17 protein-coding genes are annotated in these 17,031 nt (G+C 62.8%); 6 read left to right on the top strand and 11 right to left on the bottom strand.

The window, feature by feature from the left end:
* Window positions 1-25: 25 nt before the first annotated feature.
* Window positions 26-931 (top strand): LysR substrate-binding domain-containing protein, encoded by a 906-nt coding sequence (locus NCS67_RS21710; RefSeq protein WP_250436522.1) that lies wholly within the window; start codon window positions 26-28, stop codon window positions 929-931.
* Between the two features lie 83 nt (window positions 932-1,014).
* Window positions 1,015-2,274 carry an MFS transporter gene (locus NCS67_RS21705; protein WP_250436521.1) on the top strand — a complete coding sequence of 420 codons (1,260 nt, stop codon included), beginning with the start codon at window positions 1,015-1,017 and terminating at the stop codon, window positions 2,272-2,274.
* Window positions 2,275-2,335: 61 nt separating this feature from the next.
* Here NCS67_RS21705 and panS read toward each other — a convergent pair whose 3' ends face one another.
* Window positions 2,336-3,295: a ketopantoate/pantoate/pantothenate transporter PanS gene (gene panS / locus NCS67_RS21700; RefSeq protein ID WP_008348034.1), complete on the bottom strand. Its 960-nt coding sequence runs from the start codon at window positions 3,293-3,295 to the stop codon at window positions 2,336-2,338.
* Window positions 3,296-3,609: 314 nt separating this feature from the next.
* Between panS and NCS67_RS21695 the strand changes: the two genes are divergently transcribed.
* The 3 genes from NCS67_RS21695 to NCS67_RS21685 all read left to right on the top strand — a co-directional run bounded on the left by NCS67_RS21695 (window position 3,610) and on the right by NCS67_RS21685 (window position 5,924).
* Complete coding sequence (locus NCS67_RS21695) at window positions 3,610-4,119, top strand: DUF6622 family protein (RefSeq protein WP_008348033.1); 510 nt, start codon at window positions 3,610-3,612, stop codon at window positions 4,117-4,119.
* A 149-nt stretch (window positions 4,120-4,268) separates the two neighbouring features.
* The gene (locus NCS67_RS21690; protein ID WP_250436520.1) at window positions 4,269-5,042 is read left to right on the top strand and encodes a DUF899 domain-containing protein; all 774 of its coding nucleotides are present in this window, start codon (window positions 4,269-4,271) and stop codon (window positions 5,040-5,042) included.
* Between the two features lie 219 nt (window positions 5,043-5,261).
* The gene (locus tag NCS67_RS21685; protein WP_008348031.1) at window positions 5,262-5,924 is read left to right on the top strand and encodes a hypothetical protein; all 663 of its coding nucleotides are present in this window, start codon (window positions 5,262-5,264) and stop codon (window positions 5,922-5,924) included.
* Between the two features lie 29 nt (window positions 5,925-5,953).
* On the opposite strand, the gene NCS67_RS21680 is transcribed toward NCS67_RS21685, so the two are convergent.
* The 7 genes from NCS67_RS21680 to NCS67_RS21650 all read right to left on the bottom strand — a co-directional run bounded on the left by NCS67_RS21680 (window position 5,954) and on the right by NCS67_RS21650 (window position 12,735).
* On the bottom strand, window positions 5,954-6,805 hold the full coding sequence (locus NCS67_RS21680) for an alpha/beta fold hydrolase (RefSeq protein ID WP_250436518.1): 852 nt from the start codon (window positions 6,803-6,805) through the stop codon (window positions 5,954-5,956).
* 3 nt (window positions 6,806-6,808) lie between these two features.
* Complete coding sequence (gene poxB, locus NCS67_RS21675; protein ID WP_033536202.1) at window positions 6,809-8,530, bottom strand: ubiquinone-dependent pyruvate dehydrogenase; 1,722 nt, start codon at window positions 8,528-8,530, stop codon at window positions 6,809-6,811.
* A 302-nt stretch (window positions 8,531-8,832) separates the two neighbouring features.
* On the bottom strand, window positions 8,833-9,630 hold the full coding sequence (locus tag NCS67_RS21670) for a transporter substrate-binding domain-containing protein (protein ID WP_250436516.1): 798 nt from the start codon (window positions 9,628-9,630) through the stop codon (window positions 8,833-8,835).
* Between the two features lie 47 nt (window positions 9,631-9,677).
* On the bottom strand, window positions 9,678-10,406 hold the full coding sequence (locus NCS67_RS21665) for an amino acid ABC transporter ATP-binding protein (protein WP_008348027.1): 729 nt from the start codon (window positions 10,404-10,406) through the stop codon (window positions 9,678-9,680).
* Window positions 10,390-11,043, bottom strand: coding sequence for an amino acid ABC transporter permease (locus NCS67_RS21660; protein ID WP_008348026.1), 654 nt, complete (start codon window positions 11,041-11,043; stop codon window positions 10,390-10,392). Before NCS67_RS21660 ends, NCS67_RS21665 begins: the two co-directional genes overlap by 17 nt.
* Window positions 11,040-11,786, bottom strand: a complete 747-nt coding sequence (locus tag NCS67_RS21655) for an amino acid ABC transporter permease (RefSeq protein WP_175980815.1) — start codon at window positions 11,784-11,786, stop codon at window positions 11,040-11,042. Before NCS67_RS21655 ends, NCS67_RS21660 begins: the two co-directional genes overlap by 4 nt.
* 103 nt (window positions 11,787-11,889) lie before the next feature.
* Entirely contained in the window at window positions 11,890-12,735 is an 846-nt protein-coding gene (locus NCS67_RS21650; RefSeq protein WP_008348024.1) for an NAD-dependent epimerase/dehydratase family protein, read from the bottom strand.
* A 144-nt stretch (window positions 12,736-12,879) separates the two neighbouring features.
* Here NCS67_RS21650 and NCS67_RS21645 point away from each other — a divergent pair, with 144 nt between their 5' ends.
* On the top strand, window positions 12,880-13,641 hold the full coding sequence (locus tag NCS67_RS21645) for a FadR/GntR family transcriptional regulator (RefSeq protein ID WP_250436514.1): 762 nt from the start codon (window positions 12,880-12,882) through the stop codon (window positions 13,639-13,641).
* Window positions 13,642-13,684: 43 nt separating this feature from the next.
* On the opposite strand, the gene NCS67_RS21640 is transcribed toward NCS67_RS21645, so the two are convergent.
* The 3 genes from NCS67_RS21640 to NCS67_RS21630 all read right to left on the bottom strand — a co-directional run bounded on the left by NCS67_RS21640 (window position 13,685) and on the right by NCS67_RS21630 (window position 16,999).
* Window positions 13,685-15,031, bottom strand: coding sequence for an MFS transporter (locus tag NCS67_RS21640; RefSeq protein ID WP_008348022.1), 1,347 nt, complete (start codon window positions 15,029-15,031; stop codon window positions 13,685-13,687).
* Window positions 15,032-15,263: 232 nt separating this feature from the next.
* Window positions 15,264-16,172, bottom strand: coding sequence for an SMP-30/gluconolactonase/LRE family protein (locus NCS67_RS21635; protein WP_250436512.1), 909 nt, complete (start codon window positions 16,170-16,172; stop codon window positions 15,264-15,266).
* Entirely contained in the window at window positions 16,169-16,999 is an 831-nt protein-coding gene (locus tag NCS67_RS21630; protein WP_250436510.1) for an NAD-dependent epimerase/dehydratase family protein, read from the bottom strand. The genes NCS67_RS21635 and NCS67_RS21630 overlap by 4 nt, the downstream gene beginning before the upstream one ends.
* Window positions 17,000-17,031 lie beyond the last annotated feature (32 nt).

The raw sequence follows: 17,031 nt of genomic DNA, 5'->3' as shown, positions 1-17,031 counted from the left end.
ACCTTTCGTCGATTCCCACGCGACCATGTCTCAGCGCCTCCCGCCGCTCAACGCCCTGCGTCTCTTCGAAGCCGCGGCGCGCCATCGCAGTTTCAAGCTCGCGGCCGCCGAACTCAACGTGACGCCGGGCGCCGTGAGCCACGGCATCGGCGCGCTTGAAGCGATGCTCGGCGTCGAGCTTTTCGTGCGCGAGCCGCGCGGGCTGTCGCTCTCCGCCGCCGGCGAACACTATCTGCCGTACATCGCCGAAGCGTTTTCGCTTATCGTCGTCGGCACGCAGTCGCTGCCCGACAGGCGCAAGCGCCGCGCGATCTCGGTTACGTGCGCGCCGACGCTCGCGGCCCGCTGGCTCGTGCCGCGCCTCGCCGATTTCCGCGCGCGCTGGCCCAACATCGACGTCACCGTGGACACTTCGCGCCGCCAGGCGGGCTTTCCCGTCGACGGCTTCGACTTCGGCCTGCGCCTCTCGCGCGGCCCGGTCGATGGCGCATCGTCGTGGCAACGTCTCTTCAGCGAGCGACTCGTGCCGGTGTGCAGCCCCGCCTATCGCGCGATGCTGACCGGCGCCGGCGCCGTTCCGGATCTCACCCGCGCCGCACTCATTCACATCGATACGGCCAGTCAGGACTGGCAAGCGTGGATGGACGGCGCGGGCATCGACGGTCTCGATCTGCACGGCGGCCTTCGCTTCGATACCGTTCAGCTCGGCTTCGATGCCGCCGCGGCCGGGCTTGGCGTCGTCATCGGCAGGCGTCCGCTCGTCGATCGCGAGCTGGCGGCGGGCACGCTGGTCGAAGCGTCCGCGACGAGCGTCGAGACGCAAACCGCCTACTGGCTCTGCGAGACGCCGCAAGCGAGCGCGCGCGCGGATTTCGTCGCGTTTCGCAACTGGCTGATCGAACAAGCGGCCGGTTTCGTCGATAACGGTTGAACTGCGCTCATCCGACGGCGAAATCTTTTCGTTTGTCAGCACGGACGTTCGCCTGCGACGATGGCCGCAAGGAGGAACGAGCCATGTCGTCTTTATCGACCACACGATCGGCCACGGACCGCGCGACGACGTGGGTGCTCATCGGCGCGGCCGCGCTGATCCTGAGCGCCGCGATGGGCGTGCGCCAGACGTTCGGGCTTTTCATCGGGCCGTTTTCGTTCGATCGCGGCATGCCCGTCACGCTGATCGCCTTCGCGATCGCGCTGCACAACCTCGTGTGGGGCTTCGCGCAGCCGTTCGCGGGCGCGGCCGCCGATCGATACGGCGCAGCGCCGGTCGTCGCGACGGGCGCGGCCACGTTTGCCGCCGGGCTCGCGCTCGCCGCCGCCGCGAGTTCCGGCTGGATGCTCGTGCTCGGTCTCGGCTTGCTCGTGGGCATCGGCATCAGTTGCACGAGTTTCGGCGTCGTGCTCGCGACGGTCGGACGCGTGGCGTCGCCGCAAACACGCAGCGTCGCGATGGGCCTGGCCAGCGCGGGCGGCTCGCTCGGCCAGGTGCTGATGGTGCCGTTCGCGCAGGAAGTGCGCGTGCATGCGGGCGTGCCGGCGTCGCTCTATGCCCTCGCCTTCGTGCTGCTGCTCGCCGCGCCGCTCGGCATCGCGCTCGATCGCGCGAGCCGCCGGAGCAAGGCATCTTCGGCATCGCACGAAACGCACGCGCAAGCCGCCGCGATGCCGTTGCGCGAAACGCTCGCGTATGCGTCGCGGCATCGCGGTTATCGGCTGCTGACGCTCGGCTTTTTCACTTGCGGCTTTCAGCTTGCGTTCATCGCGACACATCTGCCCGGCTATCTGATGCTGTGCCACATGCCGGTCGGACTCGGCGCGACCGCGCTCGCGCTGATCGGCCTCTTCAACATGATCGGCAGTTGGGGATGCGGCTGGCTCGGCGGACGCTGGCGGCAGCATCACGTCCTCGCGTGGCTCTATCTGATTCGGGGCGGCGCGATCGCCCTCTTCGTCCTGTTGCCGACGACGAGCGTATCCGTCGTCGTCTTCGCCGCCGTGATGGGCCTGACGTGGCTGGGCACGGTGCCGCTCACCAACGGACTCATCGCGAAGGTGTTCGGCACGCGGCATCTGGGCACGCTATTCGGCGTCGTGTTTCTCAGTCATCAGCTCGGATCGTTTCTCGGCGCGTGGCTCGGCGGCTACGTGCTCGACACGACCGGCTCGTACTCGCTGATCTGGGCCGCGACGGCAATCGCCGGACTCGTCGCGGCGCTGCTGCATTTTCCGATCGATGACCGGCCGGTCGCGGAAGCATCGCTCGCGGCGAGTTGATTTCGCGTCCGAAAAAAAACGCGCCACAATCGGCGCGTTTTTTTTCGATCGATTCACACGTTCAGCCGTGCCGCGCGACGGCGGCCTGCGCGTGGGCTTCGCGCGTCGAGCCTTTCGCCGGACGTCCCGCCCAATAGCCCGCGAGCATCGACCCCGACAGGTTGTGCCACACCGAGAAAAGTGCGCCGGGCAACGCCGCGATCGGCGTGAAATACAGCTTGCCGAGCGTCGCCGCGAGCCCCGAGTTCTGCATGCCGACTTCGATTGCCAGCGTGCGGCAGACGGCTTCGTCGAAGCCGAGCAGACGCCCGCCCCAATAGCCGCCCAATAGACCGATGCCGTTGTGCAGCACCACGCCCACCGCGACGACCATGCCCACCGACGCGATGCTCTTCTGCGTGCCGCCGACCACCGCGGCGATGATGAGCAGGATCGCCACCATCGACACGAGCGGCAGCATCCACTCGATCTTGCGCACGAGCTTGCCGAACAGATGGTTCACGACGAGGCCGATGACGATAGGCAGCGCGACGATCTGCACGATGCTCATCAGCATGCCGTGCACGTCGACGGCGATGGAGGCATCGACATAAAGGCGCGTGAGCAGCGGCGTCGCGAACACGCCGACGAGCGTCGAGAGCGCGCTGATCGTGACGGACAGCGCCACGTCGCCACGCGCGAGATAGATCATCACGTTCGACGCCGTGCCGCTCGCGACGCTGCCGACGAGCACCATGCCCGCCATCAGATCGGGCGGCATGTGCAGCGCTTTCGCGATGACCCACGCGGCGAGCGGCATCACGAGGTAATGCAGCACGATGCCCGCGATGACCGGCGCGGGCCGCGTGAACACGCGCCTGAAATCGTCGATGGAAAGCGTGACGCCCATCGACAGCATGATGATCGTGAGAAGCGTCGTGACGTGCGGCGCGATGCCCGTCACGGATGAAGGCGCGCTATAGGCGGCGATGGAAACCAGCACGGCCCAGAGCGGGAAAAGGCGGGTGATGCGGGCAAGCATGAAAACGATCCTCGAATGTCGTTGCGTGTCGTGTGTGGTTCAGCGAAAGCGGCGGTGCGCGGGTTGACCGGACAGGCGCATACGGACGAAAGCTTGCCCTCGTGGGGCGGACGCTGCCCGCGATGCCGGCGCGCGCGGGTCACGCGCGGTCTCTCTAGCCGATCGTCGGGCAGGCGCCGCATTTTACCCGTCGCGCGACGGGTTTTCGGAATTCGCTTAATTCCCGCGACGCGCGCATACGCTCGCCAACTCATTCGCGGCTCATTCTCCGGCGTCATCATGCGCATCAAACAACCACTTGCAAGGAGATGATCATGACGCCAATCGCCATCGTTCAAGGCACGCCGACGTGGGTCTGGGTGCTGCTCGCATTCCTTTTGTATCGCGGCATCAAGGCGATGCAGGCCAGCACCACCCCGCTGTCGAAGCTCGCAATCGTTCCGATTATTTTCGCGGGCATGGGCATCGCGCATCTCGTCGCGTCGCCGCTCGCCGGATGGATGGCCGTCGCCGTGTGGATCGCCACGCTGGGGGCGGGCATCGTCGGCGGCGTGTTCCTTGCGAGCCAGAGCCGCTTCATCGTCGATCCGATCGCGCGAACCGTGATGCTGCCCGGCTCCATGTTGCCGATGCTGCTGATCCTCGCGACGTTCATCGCGAAGTTCTGGCTCGGCTTCGAGATGGCGACCGTCGCCTATCTGCCCGCGCTCACGACCTATGCGGCAATCGACGCCGCCGTGTCGGGCATCGTCGCGGGCATCTTCGCGGGACGCTTCTTCACGTACTGGAAAACGATGCACGCGCTGCGCGCTTCGTGGGCTTGATCCTGATTGCTGCGGTCGCGCGTCGGGCCATCGGAACGCGCGATCGGGCAAATGGCGTCACACTTGTTACTCTCCGTTTTCCGCTATCCGAGTCAGACTGAATCACGGCAAACAACGAGCAAGAGTCCAACTCAGGAGGTTGCAAGGCCATGACTACATCCGACGAAACAGGGATGCGCACGCCGCCCGTCGTGTCGCAGGAGCAATGGGAAGCAGCGCGTCAGCAGTTGCTGGTGAAGGAGAAAGCCCAGACGCGCGCGCGCGACGCGCTCGCCGCTGAACGCCGCCGCATGCCCTGGACCGCCGTGAAGACGGACTACATGTTCGAAGGCCCCGCGGGCAAGATCGGCTTTCTCGATCTTTTCGATGGCCGGCGTCAGTTGATCGTCTATCGCGCGTTCTATGAGCCGGGCGTCTTCGGATGGCCGGAGCACGCGTGCCGCGGCTGCTCGCTGGTCGCGGATCAGGTCGCGCATCTTGCACATCTGAATGCGCGCGACACGACGCTCGTCTTCGTATCGCGCGCGCCGCAGCAGGACATCGCGCGGGTGAAGGAACGCATGGGCTGGACCATTCCCTGGTTCACGCTGACGGATCGCTTCGATGCCGACTTCGGCGTCGACGAGTGGCACGGCACGAACGTGTTCTTCCGCGAAGGAGAACGTGCATTTCGCACGTACTTTCTCAACAATCGCGGCGACGAGCAGATGGGCAATACCTGGAACTATCTCGACATCACGCCGCTCGGCCGACAGGAACTCTGGGAAGACTCGCCTGAAGGCTATCCGCAGACACCGACCTATAAGTGGTGGAACTGGCACGACAGTTATGTCGACGATGCGCCGCCCGATAAAAAATGGGTCGAAATCTCCGATGCCGGCGAAGCGGCATTCCGTGCTGAAAGCGCAAGGAACAAGGTCTAAAAACGAGCGATGTTGAATGCGGAACCGGTCATCATTTCTTGCCGGTTCCGTTCCGCATTTTTGTGGAACGATTTAGCTAAAGTTTTCAGCAAACGTTTCCGTAAACACAATCATCAACAGCGACGCCTCCGTCGCGCACGGCTCTCCCGCACCAGCCGGCACTATTCGCCGCTTTCGCCTGGACGCCCTCTCGTCCATCTCCTCCACGGATAATCTGCAATGAAGAAGTCGTTGGCCGCATGCGCGGCCGCTATCGGCACGCTCGCCGCGCTTGCCGCTCCGCTCTCGCACGCCCGCGAAATCTACGGTCAGATCGGCACCGAAGGCGTGGGCATCGGCTACTCGGAACCGCTCGGCACGCGCGACAACGTGCGCGCCGAATTCAACGGCCTGAAGTTCTCGCATAACTTCGACGCTGGCGGTCTCCACTACGACGGCACCGCGAGCATCTATCACGGCGGCTTCTATTTCGACTTTTTTCCGGCGCCGGGAACGGTCGGTTTTCGCATCACGGCTGGCGCGCTCATCGGCGGCGATCATGTCGATGGCACCGCGACCAGCATGAACGGCACCTACACCATCGACGGCATCGCTTATCCGACTTTCGGGGAAAGCATTCACGCCAAGGCTAAGTTCCCGGCCGTGCGTCCGTATATCGGCATCGGCTTCGGGCATACGCCTGTTGCCGAGAAAGGCTTTTCCGCGTTCTTCGATGCAGGCGTCGCGTATGGCCGCCCGCGCGTCACGCTCGACGTTCCGGCGGACATCGTCGCGGCGGCGGGACAAGAAAACATCGACGCCGAACAGCAGGATCTGCAGAACAAGGCGGACAAGTTGCGCTTCTATCCAATCGTAAAGGTCGGCGTCACTTATCGCTTCTGATCGCGCTTCTGATAGCGCTTCTGATCGCGTTACTGGATTGCGTCCGCGAACGTCAGCCATTCGCCGACGATCGCTTCGGGCGCATCTTCCTGCATCAGATGCCCTGATCCGCGCACGCGCGTAAAGCGCGCGCCCGGAATCAGCGATGCGAGTTCGACACCGCGCTCGACCGGTATCCACTCGTCCTCTTCGCCCCAAAGAATCGATACGGGGCATTTCAATTCGCCATAGCGCGATTGCACTTCATCGGTGTAGCGCTGATCCATCTGCGCGATCTGCCGATAGAACGCGGCCTGCCCGACTTTGCCGGTCCACGGCCGCGTATAGACGCGCAGCGTCTCTTGCTGCAACCGCCGATGCGCCGCACCCTGCAGATACGCATCGAGCATCGCCTGATGCATGTACGGCGGCACACCCGCAAACGCGGCTTCATGCTGTCGCACATGACGCACGAAGGGCGATCCCCACGGCGCGACGGCGACCGGATCGACGAGCATCAGCGAACGATACGCGCAGCCGTCGATCAACGCGGCTCGCAGCGATGTCGCGCCGCCGAAATCGTGTGCGAGCACATCGGGCAAGGCACCGTTCCACTCACCGCACCAGTGCGCGAGAAGCGCCGCGAGCACGCGATTCTGCACGCCGAGCGATACGTCCTGCCCCTCGCGCATCTCCGACGCACCGTAGCCCAGCAGATCGAAGTAATGCACACGCCGCAAACGCGCCGCTACCGGTGCGATGCGTCGCCACACCTGCGATGAAAACGGCGTGCCGTGCACCATCACGAGCGGCGCGCCCTCGCCGATCATGCCGTAGCGCACGGCTTGTCCTTCGTATTCGAAAACGTGATCGAGTGGCAGCGTATCGTTCGATTCGTTCATGGCTCAACGCAGATTCGTGCGCGCGAGTTCGACGATCTCATCGCCGCGCCCGCTCAGGATCGCTCGCAACATATAGAGGCTGAAGCCCTTCGCTTGCGACAGTTCGATGGTCGGCGGCATCGCGAGTTCATGCTTCGACGTGACGACATCGACGACCGCCGGTCCCTTGTGCGCGAACGCTTCGCGCAGCGCGTTTTCGAGTTGCTCCGATTCCTCGACGCGCACCGACCAGATGCCCGCGCCCTTCGCGATCTGCGAGAAATCGGTCTTGCTGAGATCGACGTTGGTGTCGAGATAGCCGCCAGCCTTCAGTTCCATCGACACGAAACCGAGCAGGCTGTTGTTGAACACGACGACCTTGATCGGGAGATCGAGTTGCACGGCCGAGAGCAGATCGCCGAGCAGCATCGACAAACCGCCGTCGCCCGATAGCGAAACGACTTGCCGTTGCGGCCGCGCGGCCTGAGCGCCGAGCGCCTGCGGCATTGCGTTTGCCATCGAGCCGTGATTGAACGAGCCGTGCAACTGGCGCTTGCCGTTCATTGTCAGATAACGCGCGGCCCACAGTGTCGGCGTACCGACGTCGACGGTGAAGATCGCGTCGTCGGCTGCGATTTCATCGACGAGCTTCGTCAGATATTGCGGATGAATCGGACGTCCCGGCGCGGATGGCGTCGCGAGATCGTCGAGGTCCTTGCGGGCGGTCGCATAGTGCTTCAATGCGTTCTCGAGAAAACGCCGCTCGTCCTTGCGTTGGAGCTTCGGCAAGAGCGCCGCGAGCGTTTCCTTGATCGTGCCGACGAGCCCCATTTCCAGCGGCGCGCGGCGTCCGAGTTGCGAGCCGCGCCAGTCGATCTGCACGATCTTCGCTTGCGGCGGATAGAACGGGCGATACGGAAAATCGCATCCGAGCAGGAGCAGCGTGTCGCACGACATCATCGCGTGATAGCCCGAACTGAAACCGATGAGCCCTGTCATGCCGACATCGAACGGGTTGTCGTACTCGATGAACTGCTTGCCGCGCAACGCATGCACGATCGGTGCCCCGAGCGTATCGGCGAGCGCGACCACTTCGTCGTGCGAGCCGGCGACGCCGCTGCCGCACATGATCGTCACCGCTTCGCAGCCGTTCAGCAGGCTCGCGAGCTTGTCGAGATCGGCGTCTGCCGGCACGATCGCGCCCGGCGCGCTCGCGGTCCAGCGCGGCTCGACGGCCGGGCCTTCGCTCAATGCGACGTCGCCCGGCAACACGATCACCGCGACGCCGCGCTGATCGATCGCGGCGCGCATCGCGCGTTCGAGCACGCGCGGAAACTGCGACGCATTCGACACCAGCTCCACGAAGTGACTGCATTCCCTGAACAATTCCTGCGGATGCGTTTCCTGAAAGTAGCCGAGGCCGATTTCGGTCGATGGAATGTGCGCCGCGATGGCGAGCACCGGTTGATGATTGCGATGACAGTCGTAAAGACCATTGATGAGATGCAGATTGCCTGGGCCGCAACTGCCCGCGCATACGGCGAGTTTGCCTGTCGCGGCGGCATCGGCTCCGGCCGCGAAAGCGGCTGCTTCCTCGTGACGCGTATGCATCCAGCGGATCGAGCCGACACGATCGAGGCTGAACGCCAAACCGTTCAGGCTGTCGCCCGTCACGCCCCAGATTCGCTCTACGCCCGCCGCCGCCAGTGTCTTCGCCAGATAGTCCGCTATCGTGCCCTTGGCCATGATGTGTCCCGTGATGAAGAGAGGATGTCCAGTGATCGACGGAGCCGCGCACGGAATGACGTGGCGCGCATCCGTGTTGGCTCAATGCATGCAGGATTCAAAACGCAAAAGGAGTGTACGCCGGAGCGCGGCGGTTTGTCCTGAACCGTGTCGAGACCGCGTGGTGCGGGCGTTCAGGATAGGCGATCGCGGTATTTTGAATGCATCATTCCGGAAGGAATCCGGTATGCGTAATGCAAACGACAACGGCGGCGGATCGATGACCCGCCGCCGTTGCGCATGACTGAAGCGAGACCCTGCGCTCAGGCGCCCTTGCGCATGTTCTCCGGCAGATCCCGTCCGTGATACTTCTTGTAGATCGTGTTGAGGTTGCCGCTCTTCATGTTCGCGCCGACCCAGTTGTTCACCCATTCCTTCAGGCGCGGCTGGTCCTTGTTCATCGCGATGCCGAGATCGAACGTCTTCTGCTCGAACTTCATCTCGATGTTGCGTTGCGGAGCGCGATCCTGCATCTCCTTCAAGTTCGAAGGCGTGCTCGAGAAGATGTCGACCTGTCCCGTGACCATCGACGTGATGAGCGTCGCATCGTCTTCATAGCGCTGAATCTGTGCGCCCTTCGCCTGCTGTGTCGTCAGCGTGTCGTTCACCGTTGCACGCGTGAGGCCGATGGTCTTGCCGTCGAGATCCGCATAGCTCTTCACGTTCGCCGCCTTCACGCCGCCAACGATGATCGAGATGACCGCATACGGGTTCGAGAAATCGACGACTTTGGCGCGCTCCGGCGTGACCGACAGCGAGGAAATCACGAGGTCCGCGCGCTTCGCCTGCAGCGTCGGAATGCGCGCGGCGTTGGTGATCTGCACGAGTTCTAGCTTCACGCCGAGATCCTTCGCAAGCGCGGCGGCAGTATCGACGTCCGATCCCGCGGGCTTCAGGTTCTGGTCGGCATAGCTGAAGAGCGGCGTGCCGATGGCGATCGCGACGCGCACGACGCCTGCCTTCTTGATGTCGTCGAGTTCATCGGCCATCACGCTGTGAACCGCGCCTGCCATCATCAACGTTGCGAGCGTTGCGCGTGCAATGATTGATTTCGCTTTCAAGTTACGTCTCCGTCGTTATTAATGTTGCTGAATTGATGCTGCGATTATCAAAGTCCGTTATCGAGGAATGCGCGCAATTCGGGTGTGCGCGGCGCATCGAGCATGCTGCCGTCGCCCACTTCCCAAACCTTTCCCTGATGCATGTAGATGATGCGATCCGCCACGCGCTTCGCGAAGGCCATCTCGTGCGTGACGAGCAGCATCGTCATGCCGTCGGCAGCGAGGTCTTCCATCACGCGCAGCACTTCGCCCGTCAATTGCGGATCGAGCGCCGAGGTCACTTCGTCGAACAGCATCACCTTTGGCGACATCGCGAGCGAGCGCGCGATCGCCACGCGCTGCTGCTGTCCGCCCGACAATTGCTCGGGATACGCATCGGCCTTCTGTCCGAGACCGACCTGCTCCAGCACGTTCATCGCAATGCGCCGCGCTTCGTCGCGCGACATCTTCTTGACGTGACGCAGCGCGAGCATGATGTTCTCTTCGACCGTCAGATGCGGAAAGAGGTTGTAGCTTTGAAACACGATGCCCACTTCGCGGCGCAACAGATGCAGATCGACCTTCGGATCATCGACGCGAATGCCGCACACTTCGATTTGCCCTTGGTCGATCGTCTCCAGCCTGTCGATGCAACGCAACGCCGTGCTCTTGCCCGAACCGCTCGCGCCGATCACGGCGATCATCTCGCCCTTGTTGACTTCGAAGGAAACGCCCTTGAGAACATGATTGGAGCCGAAGCTCTTGTGAATATCGCCGACCTTAACGATTGCTGACATTGAGCTTGTTCTCCATCGATTGGCTCCAGCGCGAAAGCGGATAGCACAGGACGAAATAGAAAGCGCCGACCAGACCGAAGATGAGGAACGGCTGGAAGATCGAGTTATTGATGATCTGCCCCGCGCGCGTCAGCTCGATGAAGCCGATCACCGAAGCAAGCGACGTCATCTTGATGAGCTGCACGAGAAACCCGACGGTCGGCGGCAGCGCGAGACGCATCGCCTGCGGGATGATGACGAGGCGCAGCGTCTGCCAGCGCGTGAGCGACAGGCATTCCGACGCTTCCCACTGCGGCTTGGGCATCGCTTCGATACAGCCGCGCCAGATATCGCCGAGATATGCGCTCGAATAGATCATCAGCGCGAGCCCGGCCGCGACGAGCGCGGGCACCTGATAGCCGTACACCGACAGGCCGAAGTACACGATGAACAGCAGGATCAGCAGCGGTATGCCCTGAATCGCCTCGATATACACGAGCGCCACGCGCGCAAGCCATGCGCGCGGCGAGATGCGCGCGAGCATCACGGCAAAGCCGCCGATACCGCCGAGCACGAACGCAAGCGCGGAAAGCACGAGCGTCCAGCCGATCGATTGCACTAGATAGACAAGGTGCGATGACGTGAATCCGCCGCTCATGCCGCACCTCCGGGAATGACCGTATCGATGCGCTGCGGATCGGGCGGCGTCTTGCCGGCGCGTTTAGCAGCAAGCCGGATCGCGCGGCGGCGCTTGAAGAGATGCTCTCCCACCGCCCACGCGATGAGCTTGATGACGAGCGACAACGCCAGATACAGCGCCGCGACCACGATGTACGTTTCGAGCGAGCGGAACGTATCGGACTGCACAGTGTTCGCGACCGCCGTGAGCTCTTCGGCCGAAATCTGCGAGGCGATCGCGGAGGCCTGCATCATCAGCAGGAACTGGCTCGTCAGCGCGGGATAGACCTTTTCGATCGACGGCTGCAACATCACATGCCAGCCGATGCGCCACTTCGGAAGCCCGAGGCATTCGGCCGCTTCGATTTGTCCGCGTGGCACCGATTCGAGTCCCGCGCGGATGATCTCGGCCGCATATGCGCCGATGTTGATCGTCATCGCGAGCGCGGCGGCCGCGAACGTCGGCATGCGCAAGCCGATGCTCGCAAGACCGAAGTACAGCAGAAAGATCTGCACGAGGAACGGCGTATTGCGCACCGCCTCGATATAGACGATGCACAGGCGCGTCAGGACCGGCACTTTCGCGCGCTTCGCGAACGCCACCAGCATGCCGAGAATCAGCCCGAAGAACACAGCCACGCAAGTCATCTTGAGCGTGAGCCATGCGCCCAGCAGGAACGTCGGCCAGTACGGCAGCAGCGGTGAAAAATCGAGAGAGAACATGGCGGCAAGAGTTCCTGTCAGGTGTGGGCGCTAACACGCTGTGCGCCCGCTCTGGATGTATGACGACATACTACGAGTGCCGTGATACTGCATTTCGCATGCATTAAACCGGATCGAACGGGCCAGTCGTCGTGAAGGCACCGCCCTGCAGCACCGCCACGGGATCGGTGGGCGCCGGCGGCGGCGTCGCTTCGACCTTTTCGCGGAACTGCTCGGACGAGTCACGCGGAACGAAGCCGAGATGCGCGGCGCAGCGGTTGTCCCACCATGTATGCGCGTTCGCCGACATGCCGAAGACGATCGTGTGGCCGACGTCTTTCGTGAAGAGACTGCGGCGCAACAGGTCATGAAAATCGTCGTAGCTCATCCAGCTCGCCATCATGCGGCGGTCCTTCGGCTCCGGAAACACGGAGCCGATACGAATGCTCACCGTCTCGATGCCGTACCGGTCGAAATACATTTGCGCCATGTCCTCGCCGAAGGACTTCGACAAGCCGTAGTAGCCATCGGGGCGCTTGCGCGCAGTGGCGTCGATTCGTTCGTCCTGCCGATAGAAACCCGTGACGTGATTCGAGCTTGCGAACACGATGCGCTTCACGCCCTGACGGCGCGCCGCTTCGTAAAGATTGAAAACGCCCTTGATGTTGGCTTCGAGAATCTCTTCGAACGGACGCTCGACCGATACCCCGCCGAGATGAATGATCGCGTCGCAGTCCATCGCAAGCGCATCGACGGCGTCGCGGTCGGCGAGATCGCAAGGAGCGATCTCTTCGTGAGGCGCGGCGTCGCCCTGCAACACGCCAGGCAAGTCGGAGATCCGCACATGCCGCGCGAACTCGGCGACGCGATGCCGGATCGCGCGGCCGATTCCGCCGGCGGCGCCCGTCAGCAACAGACGATCGAATTGCGCATCTTCGTCGGCGGACGGCGTGCTGGTTTGTTGTTCCATCGTGTTGTGTCTCCTGAAGGCTGTCGTCGCTAGGGATTACCCTGCGCGCATCTTCTTGTACGTTGTCATATCACTGCATGACGCATATCATCATTTGCCGAACGATTTGTCAATGTGTGTAAAACCCACGCCAACGAGAATACCGTGACGCTATCGCCCGATCTTCATGCCGGCACCGACGCATCCTCGATTGCATCGCCGCAAGCGCGACGCAGTCTGACCGCGCAACTCGTCGACGCCTTGCGCGCCCAGATCGATGCACAGGAACTGAAGGGCGGCAGCAGGCTCGCGACGGAAGCGGAAATGGTTCAGCGCTTCGGCGTGAGCCGCACCGTCGTGCGTGAGGCGCTGTCGCGTCTGCAAGCGGCAGGACGCGTGGAAACGCGGCATGGCATCGGTACGTTCGTGTGTGAAGCGGGCATGTCGCCTCTTCTGCAACTCGATCCCGCCGATGTCGCCGGTTCTATGGATGCGCTCGCCATCCTCGAATTGCGCATCAGTCTCGAAACCGAAAGCGCGGGACTTGCCGCAATGCGTTGCGATGCCGCGCGTCTTGCGACGATGCGCTCGACGCTCGCGGACTTTTCAAGAAATGTGGGCGAAGCAAGCGATACCGTATCGCCCGATCTGCGCTTTCACATGGAGATCGCGCATGCAACGGGCAATCGCTATTTCGTCGAGATCATGGAGCATCTGGGCACGCGCATGATTCCGCGCACGCGCATCACGGCGACGCCGATTCCGCGCGATCAATACGCGGATTACCTGATGCGCGTGAATCGCGAGCATGAACAGATCGCGGACGCCATTGAACGCGGCGATGCCGATTCGGCGCGCACCGCGATGCGTCTGCATCTGATCAACAGCCGGGAGAGATTGCGACGCGCGCAGTCGTCGCTTGAATGAATACGCGAGTACCGCGCGTTGGCGCGGTACTCGCGATGCAACATCAACGCGCCATGTTCGGCTCGCCATCCTCGACGTCATGCGCGCCGGAAATCGTCTCCAGTGCCTGATCGTGATGCAGCAGCAGGACCGCCGCCACGCCGACCATGCCCGCCCCCGCCAGGCACAGCAGGCCCGCGCCGAAGCCGCCCGTGCTGTCCTTGATCCAGCCCATCGCATAGGGACCGAAGAAGCCCGCGAGATTGCCGAGCGAGTTGATCGCCGCGATGCCGCCCGCCGCCGCCGCACCCGAAAGGAACGAGGCCGGCAGCGTCCAGATCACCGGCAGGCAACCGAAGATGCCGAAGCCCGCGATCGACAGCGCGATCATCTTCATCACCGGATCGTCGAGGCCCGCCGATGCCGCGATGCCGCCCGCCGCGACCATCAACGCAATCGCGACATGCCAGCGCCGTTCGAGCTTGCGATCCGAATGACGGCCCCACAGCACCATGCTGATCACGCCCACGGCATAGGGCAATGACGTGACGAAGCCGGTCTGCAAGTTGGAAAGACCGAACGATTTGACGATCTGCGGCAGGAAGAAGCTCAGCCCATAGTTCGTGGCATTCGCGCCAAAGTAGATCAGGGCAATGGCGAGCACGCGCGGATTGAAAATGGCTTCCTTCACGCTGAACGCATGCACGGATTCGCGATGCGCGCGCTCTTGCGCCTGACGATCGACGAGCCAGTCACGCTCTTCTTTTGCAAGCCAGTGTGCGTCGGAAGGCTTGTCGGTCAGATAGAAGTACACGACGAACGCGAGCAGCAACGCGGGAATCGCTTCGATCAGATACAGCCACTGCCAGCCCGCCATGCCGTTGATGCCGTCCATCTGCAAGAGCGCGCCGGAGATCGGTCCGCCGATCACGGTGGACAGTGGAATCGCCGCCATGAAATAGCCGACGACGCGGCCGCGATACTTCGCCGGGAACCACAAGGTCAGCAGAAAGATGATGCCGGGAAAGAAGCCCGCTTCCGCGACGCCGAGCAGGATGCGCAAGCCATAGAACACGTATGCGTTGGAGAGGCCCGTCGCCTGCGCGATATGCGGAATGTAGGCCATCGCGGCTGCGAGGATGCCCCACGTGAACATGATGCGTGCGATCCAGCGGCGCGCGCCGAATCGTTCGAGCAGCAGGTTCGAAGGAACCTCGAAAAAGAAATAGGCGATGAAGAAAATGCCGGCGCCGAAACCGAACATGCTCGCAGTGAAACCGAGCGCCTTGTTCATCTGCAATGCGGCAAAGCCGACGTTGACGCGGTCCAGATATGCGATGAAGTAACACAAGATCAGGAACGGCACGAGGCGAACCATCACGCGCTTCATGGTGCGAGCTTCAAGGTCCATCAATGTCTCCTCCGGATTAGAGAATCTGTTGATCGCGGGTGCTTGAGATACCTGCGGAGACTACTCTTTCAGAAGGACTTGCAGCATTGGTGTTTGTGCTTGGTATCGGTTCCGAAGGGGGACGTGTCCATCATTTCGATGCGCGCCAATAAAGTGCGCTCGAATCGTTTGCGTCCCAAATCATGCGAAAAAAATGCGGACGGGGCGAATGATCGCCCCGTTTTCGTGAAGTTTATGCTACCGGTAACAGCGCGGCGTACTCCGGCTCCGGTAATCCTTGCACGCCGGGGTTGAATGCGAACACGTGACCGTCGTCGTCAGTGGCATTCATTGCCGGACGAATAGTCGTGACATAGAGCGTTTTCAGATCGCTGCCGCCGAACGCGCACATCGACGGCTTGCTCGCAGGCAGCACGATCTCGCGATCGAGTTCGCCGCGCGGTGTGAAACGCAGCAGGCGGCCGGCGTCGTTCGCACACGTCCAGTAGCAGCCGTCCGCATCGACCGCGGCGCCATCGGGACGGCCCGCGTAGTGATGCAGATCGGCAAATGCGCGCTGCGCGTGCGGCGTGCCGGTGTCGGGGTCGAAGTCGAATGCCCAGATCATGCGCCGTTGCGGATGCGAGTCCGACAAATACATCGTTCTGCCATCCGGCGACCATGCCAGGCCGTTCTGCGTGATCAGACCATCGACGACCGGCTCCGACAAAGCGCCCTGCTCATCGAAGCGATACAGCGCGCCGACGGCACTCGCGAGCGACATGTCCATCACCATCGTTCCGGCCCAGAAGCGCCCTTGCCTGTCGCAGCGGCCATCGTTGAAGCGCATGCCCGTCGCGGGAAACGAAGGCGCGGCGAGCTTCACGGCGTGCGCCTGGTTCGCGTCGGCGAGCGTCACGCCGAACATGCCGCTTTCCATGCCCGCGACGACGCGCCCAGCCTTGTCGAACGCAAAGCATGCCACCTGTTCGTCGAACGCCCATTCCGTACGTCTCGCGCTTTCGATCTCGAGCCTGACGATCCGTCGCGCGGGAATATCGACCCAATACAGCGCGCCCTCTTGCGCGCGCCATACCGGACATTCGCCGACGGTCGCGCGCCCGGCCGCGTCGATGCGTTCCGCGCGCACGGCGGCGCTCATCGCTTGCGCTCCATCGGCTCGCCCAATACGAACGGGCCGCCCTGGAAGCGCTGCGCCGGATCATCGCGATCGGCGCTCGGTCCGGTCACCGGAAAGAGCCCGTCGAACTGGGCCGAGCTGTCTTGCGGATTGAAGCCGAGGAAGCCCGCCTTCGAGTTGTCCCACCACTTCACCGGATTGTCAGAAGCGCCGTACACCACCGCATGACCGACGCGATTCGTGAACAGCGAGCAGCGCACGAGCTCGATGAAATCGCGGTAGCTCAGATACGTGACGAGCATGCGCGGATTCTTCGGCTCCTCGAACGACGAACCGATGCGCAGGTTCACCGTCTCGATGCCGAAGCGATCGAAGTAATAGCGCGACAGAGATTCGCCGAAGCACTTGGTCACGCCATAAAGACTGTCCGGGCGATGGGGCGAATCGGCGTCGAGCACTTCGGTGACTGGGTGAAAGCCGATTGCATGGTTCGAGCTCGCGAACACGATGCGCTTCACCTCATGACGGCGCGCCGCTTCATAGATGTTGTACGTACCGCGGATATTCGCTTCGATCAGATCGTCGAACGGCGCGTCGATCGAGATGCCGCCGAGATGCACGATCGCGTCGACGCCCTCGACGAGCTGCATCACCTTGTCGCGATCCGCGAGATCGACGGCGCTGATCTCTTCATGGCTCGCTGCATCGTCGAGCGGCGCGATGTCGGAGAGCCTCACGACGTCGGCCCATTGAGCGAGCGCGCCGCGCAACTGACGACCCAGATTGCCGGCCGCGCCGGTCAGAAGCAGACGCTTGAACGGCTTGGCCGCTGCGTTTGGCTGATTCATCGAGACTCCTGTCAATACGTACTGATGCGTTG

The organism is Caballeronia sp. ATUFL_F2_KS9A, from assembly GCF_023630765.1.
Classification (GTDB): domain Bacteria; phylum Pseudomonadota; class Gammaproteobacteria; order Burkholderiales; family Burkholderiaceae; genus Caballeronia; species Caballeronia zhejiangensis.
Note: the sequence above shows the minus strand (reverse complement) of the source record. Positions and strands in the feature narration are given on the sequence as shown.

What these genes read in the sequence shown, in the direction of transcription:
- NCS67_RS21650 (WP_008348024.1), bottom strand. Translation starts at nt 12,735, where the DNA reads ATGGAACAACAAACCAGCACGCCGTCCGCCGACGAAGATGCGCAATTC.
- NCS67_RS21640 (WP_008348022.1), bottom strand. Translation starts at nt 15,031, where the DNA reads ATGGACCTTGAAGCTCGCACCATGAAGCGCGTGATGGTTCGCCTCGTG.
- NCS67_RS21630 (WP_250436510.1), bottom strand. Translation starts at nt 16,999, where the DNA reads ATGAATCAGCCAAACGCAGCGGCCAAGCCGTTCAAGCGTCTGCTTCTG.
- poxB (WP_033536202.1), bottom strand. Translation starts at nt 8,530, where the DNA reads ATGGCCAAGGGCACGATAGCGGACTATCTGGCGAAGACACTGGCGGCG.
- NCS67_RS21695 (WP_008348033.1), top strand. Translation starts at nt 3,610, where the DNA reads ATGACGCCAATCGCCATCGTTCAAGGCACGCCGACGTGGGTCTGGGTG.
- NCS67_RS21660 (WP_008348026.1), bottom strand. Translation starts at nt 11,043, where the DNA reads ATGAGCGGCGGATTCACGTCATCGCACCTTGTCTATCTAGTGCAATCG.
- NCS67_RS21680 (WP_250436518.1), bottom strand. Translation starts at nt 6,805, where the DNA reads ATGAACGAATCGAACGATACGCTGCCACTCGATCACGTTTTCGAATAC.
- NCS67_RS21710 (WP_250436522.1), top strand. Translation starts at nt 26, where the DNA reads ATGTCTCAGCGCCTCCCGCCGCTCAACGCCCTGCGTCTCTTCGAAGCC.
- NCS67_RS21705 (WP_250436521.1), top strand. Translation starts at nt 1,015, where the DNA reads ATGTCGTCTTTATCGACCACACGATCGGCCACGGACCGCGCGACGACG.
- panS (WP_008348034.1), bottom strand. Translation starts at nt 3,295, where the DNA reads ATGCTTGCCCGCATCACCCGCCTTTTCCCGCTCTGGGCCGTGCTGGTT.
- NCS67_RS21635 (WP_250436512.1), bottom strand. Translation starts at nt 16,172, where the DNA reads ATGAGCGCCGCCGTGCGCGCGGAACGCATCGACGCGGCCGGGCGCGCG.
- NCS67_RS21690 (WP_250436520.1), top strand. Translation starts at nt 4,269, where the DNA reads ATGACTACATCCGACGAAACAGGGATGCGCACGCCGCCCGTCGTGTCG.
- NCS67_RS21655 (WP_175980815.1), bottom strand. Translation starts at nt 11,786, where the DNA reads ATGTTCTCTCTCGATTTTTCACCGCTGCTGCCGTACTGGCCGACGTTC.
- NCS67_RS21685 (WP_008348031.1), top strand. Translation starts at nt 5,262, where the DNA reads ATGAAGAAGTCGTTGGCCGCATGCGCGGCCGCTATCGGCACGCTCGCC.
- NCS67_RS21665 (WP_008348027.1), bottom strand. Translation starts at nt 10,406, where the DNA reads ATGTCAGCAATCGTTAAGGTCGGCGATATTCACAAGAGCTTCGGCTCC.